This window comes from Acinetobacter sp. WCHA45, assembly GCF_002165255.2.
GTDB lineage: Bacteria > Pseudomonadota > Gammaproteobacteria > Pseudomonadales > Moraxellaceae > Acinetobacter.
The window spans coordinates 2,404,144-2,419,302 of the sequence record NZ_CP028561.1 but is presented as its reverse complement, the minus strand read 5'-3'; the positions used below and the strand labels follow the sequence as shown (position 1 = coordinate 2,419,302).

The 15,159-nt window shown below is 41.2% G+C and carries 10 protein-coding genes, 2 tRNA genes and 2 pseudogenes; 6 read left to right on the top strand and 8 right to left on the bottom strand.

Annotated features, from left to right (window positions below):
• Window positions 1–86 precede the first annotated feature (86 nt).
• From CDG55_RS13040 to CDG55_RS13030, 3 genes are all read right to left on the bottom strand, one after another.
• Window positions 87–1,379, bottom strand: coding sequence for an ABC1 kinase family protein (locus CDG55_RS13040; protein WP_087536304.1), 1,293 nt, complete (start codon window positions 1,377–1,379; stop codon window positions 87–89).
• 286 nt (window positions 1,380–1,665) lie between these two features.
• Window positions 1,666–3,027: an MATE family efflux transporter gene (locus CDG55_RS13035; protein ID WP_087536305.1), complete on the bottom strand. Its 1,362-nt coding sequence runs from the start codon at window positions 3,025–3,027 to the stop codon at window positions 1,666–1,668.
• A 29-nt stretch (window positions 3,028–3,056) separates the two neighbouring features.
• Window positions 3,057–3,518, bottom strand: coding sequence for a DMT family transporter (locus CDG55_RS13030; protein WP_087536306.1), 462 nt, complete (start codon window positions 3,516–3,518; stop codon window positions 3,057–3,059).
• Between the two features lie 116 nt (window positions 3,519–3,634).
• On the opposite strand from CDG55_RS13030, the gene hemW reads away from it, so the two are divergent.
• The gene (gene hemW, locus CDG55_RS13025) at window positions 3,635–4,789 is read left to right on the top strand and encodes a radical SAM family heme chaperone HemW (protein WP_087536307.1); all 1,155 of its coding nucleotides are present in this window, start codon (window positions 3,635–3,637) and stop codon (window positions 4,787–4,789) included.
• A gap of 124 nt (window positions 4,790–4,913) precedes the next feature.
• On the opposite strand, the gene CDG55_RS13020 is transcribed toward hemW, so the two are convergent.
• The 4 genes from CDG55_RS13020 to CDG55_RS13005 all read right to left on the bottom strand — a co-directional run bounded on the left by CDG55_RS13020 (window position 4,914) and on the right by CDG55_RS13005 (window position 10,606).
• A tRNA-Lys gene (locus CDG55_RS13020) sits at window positions 4,914–4,989 on the bottom strand.
• Between the two features lie 21 nt (window positions 4,990–5,010).
• Window positions 5,011–5,086 (bottom strand) — tRNA-Lys (locus CDG55_RS13015).
• Between the two features lie 120 nt (window positions 5,087–5,206).
• Complete coding sequence (locus CDG55_RS13010; RefSeq protein WP_087536308.1) at window positions 5,207–7,048, bottom strand: long-chain-acyl-CoA synthetase; 1,842 nt, start codon at window positions 7,046–7,048, stop codon at window positions 5,207–5,209.
• A gap of 189 nt (window positions 7,049–7,237) precedes the next feature.
• The gene (locus CDG55_RS13005; RefSeq protein WP_162620842.1) at window positions 7,238–10,606 is read right to left on the bottom strand and encodes an Rne/Rng family ribonuclease; all 3,369 of its coding nucleotides are present in this window, start codon (window positions 10,604–10,606) and stop codon (window positions 7,238–7,240) included.
• A gap of 378 nt (window positions 10,607–10,984) precedes the next feature.
• Here CDG55_RS13005 and CDG55_RS13000 point away from each other — a divergent pair, with 378 nt between their 5' ends.
• The 5 genes and pseudogenes from CDG55_RS13000 to CDG55_RS15540 all read left to right on the top strand — a co-directional run.
• Window positions 10,985–11,332 (top strand): hypothetical protein, encoded by a 348-nt coding sequence (locus tag CDG55_RS13000; protein WP_087536310.1) that lies wholly within the window; start codon window positions 10,985–10,987, stop codon window positions 11,330–11,332.
• 62 nt (window positions 11,333–11,394) lie between these two features.
• Complete coding sequence (locus CDG55_RS12995) at window positions 11,395–12,327, top strand: RluA family pseudouridine synthase (protein WP_087536311.1); 933 nt, start codon at window positions 11,395–11,397, stop codon at window positions 12,325–12,327.
• A complete protein-coding gene (locus tag CDG55_RS12990; protein ID WP_087536312.1) occupies window positions 12,324–12,998 on the top strand; it encodes an HAD-IA family hydrolase in 675 nt (224 codons plus the stop codon). The genes CDG55_RS12995 and CDG55_RS12990 overlap by 4 nt, the downstream gene beginning before the upstream one ends.
• A 77-nt stretch (window positions 12,999–13,075) precedes the next feature.
• Window positions 13,076–13,730, top strand: a pseudogene (locus tag CDG55_RS12985) (helix-turn-helix transcriptional regulator).
• A 94-nt stretch (window positions 13,731–13,824) separates the two neighbouring features.
• Window positions 13,825–13,950, top strand: a pseudogene (locus CDG55_RS15540) (glutathione S-transferase family protein); the annotation flags it as partial.
• A gap of 115 nt (window positions 13,951–14,065) precedes the next feature.
• On the opposite strand, the gene CDG55_RS12975 reads toward CDG55_RS15540, so the two are convergent.
• On the bottom strand, window positions 14,066–14,974 hold the full coding sequence (locus CDG55_RS12975) for a LysR substrate-binding domain-containing protein (RefSeq protein ID WP_087536313.1): 909 nt from the start codon (window positions 14,972–14,974) through the stop codon (window positions 14,066–14,068).
• Window positions 14,975–15,159 lie beyond the last annotated feature (185 nt).

Below are 15,159 nucleotides of genomic sequence, written 5' to 3'. Positions count from 1 at the left end.
AATCTATTTCAAGTTTTGTTCCTGATCATTTTGGTCTGATGAATCCTTATGCATACAGGGCGATTATGAAAATCCTGTATCAAGTGCTAATTGGGAACCAACTCCTCAAACAGGTCATTCAGGTTGTCATGTACCTTAAGATAGATCAGGTTCCAGTAATGCCCTGAAATGGTACGGTTGACCATCAGCGTATCAGGTGATGGTTTAAACACATCCCAATATTTTAATGATTTCTTCACCAGTCTCATGCCATCGTGATGAGATGAATTTTCGGCAAAATCATAATGGGTACTGAGTGGACGCAATAACACTTCAATCCACTGAACATAAAGTTCACTTGGGAATTTTTGTTTCTCAGCAATTGAATGCAGTTCAACCAGTAAATCTTCAACTTGAGCAATATCCTCCTGACGTGCAGCATTCACCAAGGCCTTAAAGTGCTGAATCAGTTCTGGCGAAAGGGTTTTGACACTGCCATAGTCGTAGATGATGACACTGCCATCTTCCCGAAAAGCAAAATTGCCTGGGTGAGGATCGCAGTGAAAACGTTTCAGGAATAACATTTCCTGTCCGAGAGCACGGATCAGGCGACGACCGATTTGATTACGGGTTTCAACTGACCATGTACTGGCAGTTTCAATGGAATCACCTTGTTCAAGGCTCAGCGTTAGTACGCGGCGAGACGAATAATCTTTATAGACGGTTGGTATGATGATTTGATCATCCAACTTCTCATGAAAAATTTTAAAAACCTCGAGGTTTTGTGCTTCGATTTCGTAGTTCAATTCAGCAGAAAGGCTGTCCTGAATTTCTTGAAATAGTTGATCTTGTAGCTTCTTATCAATCTTAAGTACGCCCATTAAGCGCAATGCGAGGCGGACTTGCTTTAAGTCACTTTCACAGGCCTGGTCAACCCCTGGATATTGTACTTTCACCACAACTGCTTGCCCATTTGGAAGTACCGCACGATGTACTTGACCAATCGAAGCTGCTGCAAATGGTTCGGTTTCAAAAGAGCTAAAAATTTGGTTTAAGGGTTTGCCTAACTCTTTTTCGACTTGCTGCTGGATCGCAGCAAAAGGCATGGCAGGGGCTTGGCGTTGTAACTTAGCAATTGCTTTCGCCACTTCGGGTGGAAAGATATCTTTATACTGTGAGGCAATTTGCCCAACTTTCATCACAGCACCTTTCATTTCACCCAATGTATTGGCAATCTGTAAGCCAATATCTTGAAATAGTTGGCTGCGTGCTGCGTTTTTTTGTTCTTCATCTGCGGCGAGATTACGAATGGAGTTGGCAACGCTTTTGCTGGCAATACTTGCGGTCATACCAGCCAGTTTTAAAAAACGTCTACTGGGAGAGCTTGCATGTTTTGCCATATTCGCTTGACCTCATTCGATTCAGTTTTAAAGTGATACCCTGATCATAGGTGACAAAACTTAAATTGCCTATAACAAAATGTTAAGGGATGTAAGTAGATATTGAGAATGGATTAGATCTTACAGGATGTATTGGACATCTATTGATTTGAATCTTTAGATGTAATCTAGCCCGATCTTTTAAGATTTAGCCAAAGTTTTATGAGATTGATCGCACATTTTGATCAAATTGAAAGATGAGATCCTTGTCATCTTTCAATTATAAAATTAAACCAGCATTAAGTTTTTATGAGTTGAGGTTAATGTGTTGCGCTAATCGTTTATTGTTTAAATATAAACGACCAATCAAGAATACACAGGCAATACTTAAACCGATAATCAATCCTAACCAAACACCTGCAACACCCCAAATCGTATAACGTGCCAGATATAAGCCGATTGGGAAAGCAATGACCCAGTATGCCATTAAGGTAATCCACATTGGTGCTTGCGTGTCTTGCATGCCTCGTAGGCAGCCTGCAGCGCTTACTTGCCATGCATCCATTAGTTGATACGCCATCGCGAACCACAACAGATACATCGCGACAGGAATAACATGAATATCATTGGTATATATTGCCACGATATAGGGGCGCGCTACGGCAATCAGTGTCATGGTCAAAGCAGCAAAAATGGTTGCGCTAATCAAGCCTACTTTTTGAACTTGGCGCATCGCATACCAATTTTTCTCTCCATAATAAGTGCCCACACGAATCGTGAGTGCAATGGCAAGAGATAATGGGATCATAAACAATTGTGAAGTCACAGAAATTGCAATCTGATGCGCCGCAATTGCATTTTCGCCGAGTGGACTCAGGACAATCGCGCCTGTGCTGAAAATACTCACCTCAAAAAATACAGCTAGACCAATCGGCAGCCCCAGCTTTAAGATGCGTTTTACCCATACAGGATCAATTTTTTCCCATTTTGTGAAAATGGGCGCTTGTTTATAAGCCTTAGCTTTTGAAATGTAAATCGCCAGTGTAATAAACATCAGCCACTGTAAGATTGCCGTTGCAAAGCCACAACCCGCACTCCCTAAAGCAGGGATAGGTCCCAAACCGTACATAAAAATAAAGTTCAGTGGAATCAGGACCAACAATGCAATTAAGCTAATCGCAGTGACAGGTCGTGGATGTCCTAAGGCTTCAGAATAACTACGTAATGCTGCGTACATCATCACCGCAGGCATACCAAAGCCAATCGCATGTAAAAACAGGCTTGCTTTGGGTAATAAACTTTCAGGTACTCCAAAGAGGGGTAAAAACATCGGCATACATTGCAAAATCAACATAGCAACGATGCCGAGGATGACCGCAACCCATAAGGATTGACGTGCAATAGTCGGAATTTTCTCTGGTGTTCTTGCACCGCGCGCTTCAGCGACTAAAGGTGTTGTTGCGATCATGATTCCTGCAAATAACAACATAATTGGAATCCATAGACCAACACCGACAGCAATTGCTGCCAAATCAGCAGCAGAAAGATGACCTGCCATGATGGTATCAATAAGACCAAGCCCAGCCTGAGCAAATTGGGTGATCAAGATCGGAAACATTAAATGAAATAATTGCTTAAGTTCAAACCGCTTGGTTGTCGCGTCAGACACAAAAAATACTCTTATTGATTGAGGGAGAATTAGCGTTGTAGAGTGAATATCACACCAATAAAAATGACAATACTGCCGACAAGACGTTGCCAATTGACAGGTGTTTTTTCTGTACCTAACCAGCCGAAATGGTCAAGTAACATTGAAATGGTCAATTGACCGAAAATAACTAAGCCTGAAAAAGTTAAAAAACCGAGTTTGGGTGCAGTATAAATGCTCATGCTGATGGCATAAACCCCAAGACATCCACCGACCCATAGAAACCATGGAATTTGAGACAGTTCTCCAAGACTGGGTTTTGCTGTGTTTTGAAAATAAACCATACATGCAAGCACAATTGTTCCTACCAAAAAAGAGAGTAAGGCAGCTTGAAGAGGTGAGTGTAAATGTTCTCTAAGTTGTGAATTAATTGCAGTTTGAAATGCCATTGCAATACCGACACCTAATGCAAGAGGAAGAATAAATAGCAATTGGCTGGTAATTTTGATCATATTATCAATCTAATTGTTCTTCATTGTTTCAGTCTAACCGAATAGTGAAGTGATGATAATAAGCGGATTGATAGAGTCATGTTAAAATAAAAGGGTTCTGTTGTTGAGCTTCCATTTTGAGTCATTTAAATCCAGCAAATATTCCACTTTCACTTTATATCCATATGCCTTGGTGTGTGCGTAAGTGCCCTTATTGTGACTTCAATTCACATGCTGTTCCTGATGGGGAATTGTCTGTGGATTTAGAGCAACAATATCTTGAGGCACTGGTGGCTGACTTTGAGACTCAAATTGAAATGGCGCAAGGTCGGTCAATTCATAGCGTATTTATTGGTGGTGGAACGCCGTCTTTAATCTCAGCACAAGGTTATCAGTGGTTATTCGATCAACTCAAAGCCCGATTGGATTTTGAAGCTGATTGCGAGATTACACTGGAAGCCAATCCAGGCACGGTTGAGCATGATCCATTTGCCGATTATTTGGCAGTGGGAATTAATCGTTTATCGCTTGGTGTGCAAAGTTTTGATCCTGAGCATTTGCAGCGACTGGGTCGTATTCATACTGCGAATAATGCTTTAGATGCAATCCAACAAGCGCGTCAAGCAGGCTTTGAGCGCGTTAATGTTGATCTCATGCATGGTTTACCACAGCAAACGCAAGAACAGGCTTTAAATGACCTTAGATTAGCTGTAGAACAGGGTGCAACACATATTAGTTGGTATCAACTGACCATTGAGCCGAATACTGTTTTTTTTCGTACCCAACCCATGCTTCCGCAGGACGAGATACTGGAGCAGATACAAGAGCAGGGTGAGGCATATTTAAAGGCACAGGGCTTTATCAATTATGAAGTTTCCGCATGGCGTAAGGAAAAGCCATCAGCGCACAACCTGAATTATTGGCAGTTTGGTGATTATTTAGCCATTGGGGCAGGGGCGCATGCTAAGGTCACCCGTCCAGATGGAATTTATCGTTTTCAGAAAACCCGTTTACCGAAGGATTATTTAGCCAAGGTTCCTGCGGATCATCTCCAAATGAAAAAGATTGAAGCGGATGAATTGCCCTTTGAATTTATGATGAATGCTTTGCGTTTAAATGATGGGGTAGATGCGAAATTTTATACTCAACGCACAGGGCTTGATTTGCAAGATATCAATGAGACGCTGAATCAATTACGTGACAAAAAACTCTTGGTCGATGATGTAAATCGAATTGCTTGCACAGAGCAGGGGCATATCTTTTTAAATTCGGTATTGGAAAGTTTTTTATAATTTAGGTGCAAGATTACTTTGAGCAAGGATGCTTAAAGTAATCTAATGGTTGCTGTCATCTTTTAGAAAGATAGTTCGCACAAAATAAAAAACCTCATCATAAATGATGAGGTTTTTTAGAATCTGGTGGGTCGTCCGCGACTCGAACGCGGGACCAACGGATTAAAAGTCCGCTGCTCTACCAACTGAGCTAACGACCCATAGGGGTTCAAAACATTAAATGGTGGGTCGTCCGCGACTCGAACGCGGGACCAACGGATTAAAAGTCCGCTGCTCTACCAACTGAGCTAACGACCCATCTCGTTTTGATGTTGCGTATTCTAGCAACTTATTCAGCTAACACAAGAGGAAATTTAAAAACATCTGCATGATTGTTTATAAAAAGCACGATTTCCTCTTGTTTAGCTAAAAAATAAACTAGAAACGGTACTGATAGCTTTGAATGTTATCAAAGATTTCAGTATTTACATCACTATAGCTGTTTGTACCTGGTAATAAAACCAATAAACGTTCAGATGTTTTGCTCGGATTAAATGAGTCTTCTTTCAGTTTATTTTTTTGGTACTTAAATGTTCCAGTGGTTTCTACTTTGGCTTGAATGCGTAAAAATACTGGAATTGCATATGATGGTAAGCATTTTTTAAATACATTTACCATAGCGCTTAGATCAGTTTCGTTAAGCTCTGCACCATCAACCAAAGTAATTGCTGCCATACCTGCACGACCATTGGTATTTGGAATCTCTACCCCATATACCACAGCCTCTGCAATCTTATCGTATTCGCACACCATGTTTTCAACTTCGGTGGTGGATACGTTTTCACCTTTCCATCGGAAAGTGTCGCCTAAACGGTCCACAAACTGTGCGTGGCGGAAACCGATGTCACGAACCAGATCACCCGTATTGAAGTATGAGTCGCCCTTGTTAAACACATCTTTTAAAATCACAGATTTGTTCTTTTCTGGATCGGTGTAGCCATCAAATGGTGAACGGCTGGTGATCTTACCAATCAGTAAGCCAACCTCACCTGTTCTGACTTTCTTGCAGTGACCTTTCTTATCGCGAACTAATTCATTCTTTTCTTTATCAAATTCAACGATCGCGTATGGTGTTGGAGAGAAGCCAACTGTATTGTCAAAGTTAAAGATATTACTAAAACCAACATTGCCTTCACTTGATGCATAAAGTTCAAGTACTTCTTGCACGCCAAAGCGTTCTTTGAACTTACCCCAAATGTTTGGACGCATACCGTTACCAATCATTTTGGTAACACGATGAGCACGATCCTGTTCAGTTGCAGGCGCATCGATGAGGTAACGACACAGTTCACCGACATAACCAATTGCAGAGGCATTGAATTTCTGTACATCTTTCCAGAATGCGCTAGTTGAGTATTTACGACGTACTGCAAGGGTTGCACTGCCTGCAATCACACCACACCAGCACACGACTACACCTGTTGCATGGTAAAGCGGGAGGGTCACGTACATCACATCATCTTTACCGAGGTTAAGGATATGTCCATAGGTACCGTAAGCTAGAGTCCAACGGCTGTGTGTGAAAATAACAGCTTTTGGTAGGCCCGTTGTACCAGAGGTATAGATGTAGAACAAACCATCTTTACCTGTCACGGTGCGGGTAGTCGATGGATTGAATTTTGGAAATTGGTCAATTTGTTGCGCAAGGTTCACATAACCTTGTGGTGCAATCCCTGCATTTTTTCGTGTTTCTAGATCAGCAAACCAGTGGAAACGATCTTGAGCAACTTTTAATTCTGTGCGAGCTTCATCAATCGCAGCACGGACTTCTTCACCTGCAATCACTGCAATTGGATTAACCAAATTAATGCTATGAGCGAGGATTTTACCGACTTGTGATGTGTTTACGAGTGCGATCGTGACACCAATTTTAGCTAAAGCAACAATCGTAGCAATCAGTTCAGGACGGTTTTCAACCATCACTGCAATGACATCACCCTTTTTAGCACCAAGCGATAAATAGTAATGCGCAATTTGGTTGGCCCATTCATTTAGTGCTTGGTAGCTGTAACTTTGATCTTCAAATAACAGTGCGATGCCTTGAGGGTTACGCTTGACTGCTTTTTCAAAGGCAATGCCTAAACCAGCAGGTGAAGTCGGCGTTCGTATATATGCTTGTTTAAGTCCATTGAGGATATGAGGTACTTTGGTGATGAAGTTTGGAAGTCGAGTAGCAACATCACCAAGGGTAATAATATCGGTCTGCGTAGTTTGGCTCATATCAATCCTATTTATTTTTCGACCAGTCCAAAAATGGCTATCTGTTAGAACACAACCATTAACATCATTGTTGTTGATGCTGTTTTTACTGGTAAGTTCCTAGAGCAATCAATCTAATCTGACAAAATAACAAAAAAGCCTAGTCATCGAAATGACTAGGCTTTGCCTTATTGAGTACAATTTAGCAAATTATTCATTGCCAGTTGTGCTCTTTTTAGGTGGTCTTCCACGAGGGCGACGAGGGCGGCTAGATTTTTCCTTTTCTGCCTTCGCTGCTTCATCCTCTAGTTCTGCTTCAGTTGGCTCAGCTTTTTCAACAGTTTGAACAGTTTCAGTCGTTTCAGACACCGTTGCAGCTACGATTTCAACTTCAGCTGTTTCAGTCGATGTTACTGGCTCGGAAGCTTCAACTGATGCGGCTTCTGCTGGCATAACATCAGCACTGTCTAGTTCTAGTGGTTGTTGCGCTGGAGTGGTGGCTACTGTTTCATCTGTAACAATATTAACGACTGTTTCTGGCACTTCTTCTTTCGATTCAGTGCTTTCAATAGGTGCAGCAGTCGTATTTGCAGCGATATGAGCTTCCTTAGCTTGTTCAGCGGCAAGTTTAGCCAAGCGACGACGTTCGCGTGGATCATTTGCAACACGAGTAGCAGGTGCTTCAGGTGGAGTTAGTGCCAATACAGGTGCAGGTTCAACTTCTTCAGTTTGCTTTTGAGTTGGAAGTTCAGCATCACGGGTTACGGGACGTTTTTCTTCAGCAACAGTTTCAAGCACTAAAGTATTTGCATATTGCTCAGCAAACTTTTGTAATGCACGATTAAATGTTGTCACCAAGCCGAATTGCTCAATCAAAATAGTACAATCTTCACCATATACATGACGAATCAGGCTACTCATCGTGTATTGAGCTAATGTTGGAATTTGTGACGGTACAACTTTAGGCACAACGGCTTTAGGCGATGATTGTGAATCACGATGACGACGACGTGAACGTGGATCATTGCTAGCACGTTTTACAGGTGCTGGAGCAGCTTCAGTTGATGTCACTTCTTCAACTTCTGTAGCCACTTTTTCTGTTTGAACAGGTTCAAGGACTTCAGTTTGCTCTACAGCAACAGGTACTGTTTCAGTTTTTGTAACTGGCTTAGCCTGTTGTTGATTTAATGCAACAATTTCACTTTGACCTTGATCAATATTTACGATCAATGCTGTGTTGATTGGTTCTGCGCGAGGTGCATCAATCACATCAACTTTAATTTGTTGAGGACTTGCTACAGTTTCAGGTGTAGCGGCAGCAGTTTCATTTAAAACACTTTGGTCACGATGACGGTTTGGTCGATTTGGACGCTGTTGGTTATTGCGATCACGACGTGGCAACGCGCTTGTATCATTACCATGTCCAGCATCTTGATGCTGCTGTTGGTTTTGATGTTCTTGTGGTTGCTGACGTTTTTGCTGACGCTTTAACTCACGTTGTTCTTGACGTGATGGTTGCTCTTGACGAGAAGAAACTTGAACATTTTCTTCCTGCACTTGATTTTGTTGCTCATGTGCATGTGAATGATGTTCACGTTGTTCTTTATGTTTACGTTTCTTCGGATTTTGCGATTGATTTGGGCGATGAGCTTTTTCATCTTTCTCAAATGTTTCGCGTGCTTCTTGTTTCACGGGTGATTGTGAAATATAAGCATTATTGACGGTTGGTGCTGCAGTCTCAGTGATAGCAGCAGGTGTATTCATTTGACCAAACTGACCACGGCTGACTGCACCGTTATTAATCATTTGTTCAATTGCTGCGGCAGCATTTTGTGCAGAACGTGATTGATCAATCGTTTGTGCTTGCTTTTGAACGAATAAGTTCTCTAACCATGCGCAAGGGCTTGCTGATTTTTGTGCAACAGCTTGTTGTGCTTGCTTAGGTTGAGCAGCTTGTTGTTGAGTGGCTTTCTTTTGCTGTGCGGCTGCATTATTTTGTGCAGGTGCTGCATGGTGATGCTCTGCTTCTTCTAAATGCCATTCAGAAGACTCATAACCGAGTTGTTTTTCACTGTCACGGGTCGCTTCAGTACGTTCATAGCTTGAAGGCGCAAAGCCTGCTGGATTGTACTGAATTTCATAGTGTGGCGTTTCTAAATGTGGGTGCGGCAAAATGGTGACACGCACATTGGAAGTTTGCTCCAGATATACAAGGCTGTGACGCTTTTCATTCAACAGGAATGCCGCGATTTCCACAGGCACTTCCACCTGTACCTCACCCTGACGTTCGCGTAATGCAATTTCTTCTACTTTACGCATAATTGAAAGTGACAAGGAACGTAGGTCGCGTACCATGCCCGTGCCATGACAGCGTGGGCAAACGTAGCCAGTCGCTTCTTCTAAAGAAGGGCGTAAACGTTGACGGCTCATTTCCATGAGTCCAAAACGTGACAGTTGACCGAACTGGATACGTGCGCGGTCACTTTGCGTTGCTTCACGTAATTTCGCTTCAACCATACGTTGGTTACGGTCTTTGGTCATGTCAATAAAATCGATCACGACTAAACCGCCAATATCACGCAAACGAAGTTGGCGTGCGATTTCTTCAGCTGCTTCTAAGTTAGTATTTAAAGCAGTTTCTTCAACATCATGACCACGCGTTGATTTCGCCGAGTTAATATCGATTGAAACTAAAGCTTCAGTTTGGTCAATGACGATTGAACCACCAGACGGAAGTTTAACTTCACGTTCATAAGCGGTTTGAATTTGGCTTTCGATACCGAAGTGAGCAAATAGAGGCTCATTCAAGGTATAAGTTTTTAACTTATCAAGTTGGCGTGGCATGACTGCTTTTACGAAGTTATAGGCTTCGTTATAAGCTTGTTCACTATCAATCAGGATTTCTGCAACATCATCACGTAAGTAATCACGGATCGCACGTGTCACTACACCTGCTTCTTGGTGAACTAACATTGGTGATGGACCAGAACCTGCTGAACCTTGGATTTGAGCCCAAAGGTCAAGTAAATGTTGCAAATCAAGTTGCAATTCTTCTTGTGTACGACCAATACCCGCAGTACGAACAATGACGCTCATGCCACGAGGTACATTTAAAGAAGATAGAATTTCTTTGAGTTCTTCGCGCACAGAACCTGAAATCTGACGGCTAATACCGCCACCTTTCGGGTTGTTTGGCATAAGTACTAAATAACGGCCTGCAAGAGAAATAAAAGTAGAAAGTGCAGCACCTTTGTTGCCACGCTCTTCTTTTTCGACTTGAACCAATAATTCTGTGCCTTCAGTGATGAGTTCACGAATATTTGAAGTTTGACGAGGATCCGCTTTGAAATACGAGTTTGCAATTTCTCGCATAGATAAAAAGCCTTGACGCTGTGCGCCGTACTCAACGAAAACTGCTTCTAAAGAAGGTTCAACGCGAGTGACATGACCTTTATAAATATTTGATTTTTTTTGTTCACGAGTACGATTTTCTAAATCGAAATCGTAAAGACGATTACCAGTAATCAGTGCAACGCGAACTTCTTCGGCGTGGGTTGCATTAATCAACATACGTTTCATGGGTGTGACACCTAATAGTGATGCACACAAACAATCAGCTCGATACTTTTGAGCAAACATCAAATTGGCGATCAAGATTCAGAAGCAGCTTTGTACATGATGCTCTGAAACCACTGACTGTAAATATTCAGTTTGTGCTTTGATACGTTTATTTCGATGTCAGCAATAGTGCCTTAATCTTCAGTCTAATGATATTTCATCCATGTTTTGCATCTGTGAAATATCGTTAGACCCAGCATAATCAAAGTTCCTAGACGCTTCACTGGCGGGTGAGCGGTGCATTGGATGGTGACTTTCACTGTCATTAAGCATTGAAGTCGATCCACCTGGAAGTCTCGTGATACGGAATGATCATCGTATCTCTGCTTAGCAGTTCCAATGCATCAACGCTTTAGCCTGAATGCGACATCAGGGAGCAAATTGTCTGATGTGGATCAGTTTACGTTTAATAACCAACAAATTTGTTGGCAACATATTTTTTCTGAACAAACTGTATGTGCTGATGCACAATTAAACGCAACAGTTTGCCATTTTGCCGATATAATAAGCCTTCGGCGTCGGCATAATTCTTTAGGACCTATCCGAGTTATTGGTGAGTATCTCGTCGATTTAAAATTTTATCTAAATAAAATTTTTGATCTGATGCTCACTTACGGTGGTATCCGTGCGCTGAATATATCAAACCTTGCGGCATCTGCCTATGGGCTAAGTTTAGGTTTCTTGTGAAATAACTTAGCTAAGTGATCAATTTTTAATCATATTTAGCAAATCTTGGATTAATCGAGCGTATGAATTCTACACAACAATGGCAAAGTGTCACTTGGTTTGACGTGGATGAGCATCAAGACGGGCAGCGAATAGATAATTTTTTATTTACCCGATTAAAAGGTGTTCCGAAAAGTCGAATCTACCGTTTGATTCGTGAAGGACAAGTACGTGTAAACAAAAAAAGAATAAAAGCAGAAACACGTTTGAATATTGGCGATCAGATTCGTGTCGCACCAATTCGTTATGAACAAAAGGATGAAAGCGCGGCACCAGTGAGTGATGGCGTGGCCCAAAGCCTGCTTAGTCGTGTGGTTTACGAAGATGAAGGCTTATTAGTAGTGAATAAACCGTCTGGGATTGCTGTTCATGGCGGCAGTGGTGTGGCGTATGGTTTAATCGAAGCCTTGCGTGCCGCGACAGGTAAAAAATACTTGGAACTGATCCATCGTATTGACCGAGATACTTCAGGCTTAGTCATGATCAGTAAGAAACGTAGTACCTTAAAACTGCTTCAGGATTTACTACGCGAGCATAAAATTCAAAAAACGTATGCGGCGATTGTCAAAGGACAAGTCAGTTTGGATCAGCAATTGATTGATGCGCCTTTGCTTCGTTATGAACTTGCGAATGGTGAGCGACGTGTCCGTGTGACCAAAGACGGTAAGCCGAGTAAGACTGACTGGAAAGTGGTTGAACGTTTTAAGACAGCAACTTTGGTGCATGCGTCACCGCTTTCGGGACGTACTCATCAAATCCGTGTACATGGTTTAAGTATTGGTCATCCTTTAGTTGGGGATGATAAATATGGACATAATACAGACTATAAAGGCCCTGAAGCACGTCGTTTATGCCTACATGCCATGCGTTTAGACATTCCAAACTATCCAAGCATTGAAGCGCCAATGCCAGAAGATATGCAACAAGTGATCAATGAATTGAGAAAACAGAAATGAGTCAAAATATCGAACTGGTGATTTTTGACTGGGATGGCACTTTATTCGATTCGGTTGGACAAATCGTAGCAAGTCTGCAATATGCAGCACAGCAATTTGAGCAACCTTTAACGGATGATGCCGCAAAAAGTATCATTGGCTTGGGTTTGCCCGAAGTCATGCAAATCTTATTTCCGCAGGTTCCAGATTTGCAGCAAGATATTTTGCAATGTTATGCAGATCATTATGTTGCAAATTCAAAAGGCGATGCATGGTTTAGTGGAGTGGCAGAGTTGTTGGCTGACTTAAAACAACAAGGGATCAAGCTTGCAGTTGCGACGGGTAAAAGTCGTAAAGGTTTAGATCGTGTATTGAGTCAAACCAATAGTCATCAGATTTTTGATACTACTCGTGCAGCCAGTGAAACCAAGTCTAAACCTGATCCATTGATGTTGCAGGATATTCTTGCTGAGTTGGATGTAGCAGTTGAATGCGCCATTATGGTGGGGGATACCAGTTACGATTTAGAAATGGCAGAAAATCTGAATATGCAACGTATTGGCGTCAGCTATGGGGTGCATAGTATTGAAACTTTGCAACAATACCAGCCTTTAACGATTGCTCATAATGTGCAGGATTTACATGCTTATTTGCAAACAATCTTAGAACGTGCAGCGATTAGTGAAAGTTAAGCGATTCACATTATTTGCAAAGATAAGATGGTGAGAAAGCTGATTTTCTCATCATCAATAATAACAATAGGGATAGCATGAGTCGTGCTATTCGATTACTGAATTTATTACAATTACTTCGACAATATCGTTCTCCAGTCACCGCACAAGTCGTTTTGGCTGAGCGTTTGCAGATCAGTCAGCGTAGCGTTTATCGTCATATAGACACCTTGCGTGAACAAGGCGTTCAAATTGATGCAGTGGCATGATTGGGGTTTCAGCTCAAAGAAGATTTTTTGCTTCCTCCAATGACATTGAATGAAAATGAAGCCATGTTTTTAGCCCTATATTGGCTCAAAAGTATTGCTGACCAAGCTTTGAATGAAGCATCAATTTCAGTGTTAGCCAAATTAAATGCGGTATTACCTGAACATCGGCAAACTTTATTGCAGCAAACCACATTAAGAGCCTTTAACGTATGGTTAGCTGTCAATCAAATATTGGTTGAGCAAGTCAGAGTGTCGATTCGATCTCAAGTTAAAATTTTCTTTGATTATCTTGATGAACAGCAACGCACCAGTGCGAGAACAGTTTGGCGCGTTTGCGCTTGGTTATTTTAATGACAAGATTGTGCTCGCTGCTTGGTGTGAATTACGCAATGATTTTCGAAATTTTCGACTTGATCGTATGTAAAATCTAAGTTTAGGCCAAGAACGCTATCCACAATTCAAACAACAACTTTTTCAACAATGATGGACTCAGGAAGTATGCTGTTCGACTACTGAGAAAAACTGACAACGTGAACGATTAAATTTTAATAACACCAATAAACAAGGAAATATAAAAAATGGCACTTACATTTTATACAAATACTCAGTCTCGAGGTGTGGTTGTTGATTGGTTGCTCATTGAACTGGGGGTTGCCTGTGAGCGAATAGAAGCAGCATCGACCAACAAAATGTTGGGTGTAGAGATAAAATCTGATTAGAAAATATAAAACAGCGTGAAAGTTATCAAAAATTTGTGGCGTTTTTTAGTGAGCAAGCCTAAGTAGACAAACTCAAAGCCGGTTTAAATCGGCTTTTTTCTTAGCTTGCATAAAGTGCTAACTGTTCTAGTTCGAAAACTTGTCTAATTTCTTCCAAAAATTGTTCTGCTGCTTGGCTTGGTGAGGTGCGATGGAAACTCATAAATACATCGAGACTCGGCAGAGGGTGGTTTAATGGGCGAACAGCGATTTGATCCGTCGCAAGTGCTTGCATATAAGAAGGTAAAATCGCGCAGCTCGAACCACTCTGTACTGCTTGAATACATTCAGCGATCGTGTTGGTTTCGTGGACCGATTTAAATTTAATTTGATGCTGATCTCTGTATTTCAGAATCGTTTGAGCCAATGGTTGAGAAAGTTTATGTGATAGGATGGTCAGTTCTAATCCATTCAGTTGTTCAATATTTAATGCATTAAACTCCACTAAAGGATGCTGTTTCGGCAAGATAAAAATTAACGGTTCTTTCAAAACCAATTGACTGGCAAAATATTCATTTTGAAAGTCTTGATTAATAAAAATAATGTCTAAATCACCTTTTTTTAATTCTGCGATTTGATCACTTTCTTTTAAGTTTAATGTGTTGATTTGCAGTTTAGGTGTCTTGACACGTAACCTAGGGAAAATATAGGGAAAAATTCTAATTTCAGCAGAAGGTAAAAATCCGATTCTTAGGCATTGTACTTTTGCTGCCGCAACTTGTCGCGCCATAGTAATGGCTTTGTCCGCTTGAGTTAAGGTTAAGCGTGCTTGTTCTAAAAAAACCAGACCTTCCTCAGTCAATTCAACTTTACGTTTGGTGCGATAAAATAATTGAACACCAATATCATCCTCTAAATCTTTGATTTGTTGGCTTAAAGAGGGTTGGGCTGTATGCAGTTTTACCGCAGCCTTACTGAAGCTTAATTCCTCGGCAACAGTAATAAAGTAACGTAAATGGCGTAATTCCATTAGACTGATCCAAATATGTCTTACTATTATTGTAAAGTATGAGTGTTAGAAAGTACTTCTCGGTGTGCATTATATAATAGCTGTTTTTGTAAACAATATACTTTTTCTTAAAATATAAAAAATGTATTAGATAAATAAGAAAACTATATAAGGTATATAGTGGAAAGGTTTGATATGTTCCCTAA

Bases quoted from the DNA above. Each gene is read 5' to 3' on its own strand.
- CDG55_RS12995 (WP_087536311.1), top strand. From the start codon at position 11,395: ATGAATTCTACACAACAATGGCAAAGTGTCACTTGGTTTGACGTGGAT.
- CDG55_RS13040 (WP_087536304.1), bottom strand. From the start codon at position 1,379: ATGGCAAAACATGCAAGCTCTCCCAGTAGACGTTTTTTAAAACTGGCT.
- CDG55_RS13030 (WP_087536306.1), bottom strand. From the start codon at position 3,518: ATGATCAAAATTACCAGCCAATTGCTATTTATTCTTCCTCTTGCATTA.
- CDG55_RS13010 (WP_087536308.1), bottom strand. From the start codon at position 7,048: ATGAGCCAAACTACGCAGACCGATATTATTACCCTTGGTGATGTTGCT.
- CDG55_RS12990 (WP_087536312.1), top strand. From the start codon at position 12,324: ATGAGTCAAAATATCGAACTGGTGATTTTTGACTGGGATGGCACTTTA.
- CDG55_RS13000 (WP_087536310.1), top strand. From the start codon at position 10,985: ATGCATCAACGCTTTAGCCTGAATGCGACATCAGGGAGCAAATTGTCT.
- CDG55_RS12975 (WP_087536313.1), bottom strand. From the start codon at position 14,974: ATGGAATTACGCCATTTACGTTACTTTATTACTGTTGCCGAGGAATTA.
- CDG55_RS13005 (WP_162620842.1), bottom strand. From the start codon at position 10,606: ATGAAACGTATGTTGATTAATGCAACCCACGCCGAAGAAGTTCGCGTT.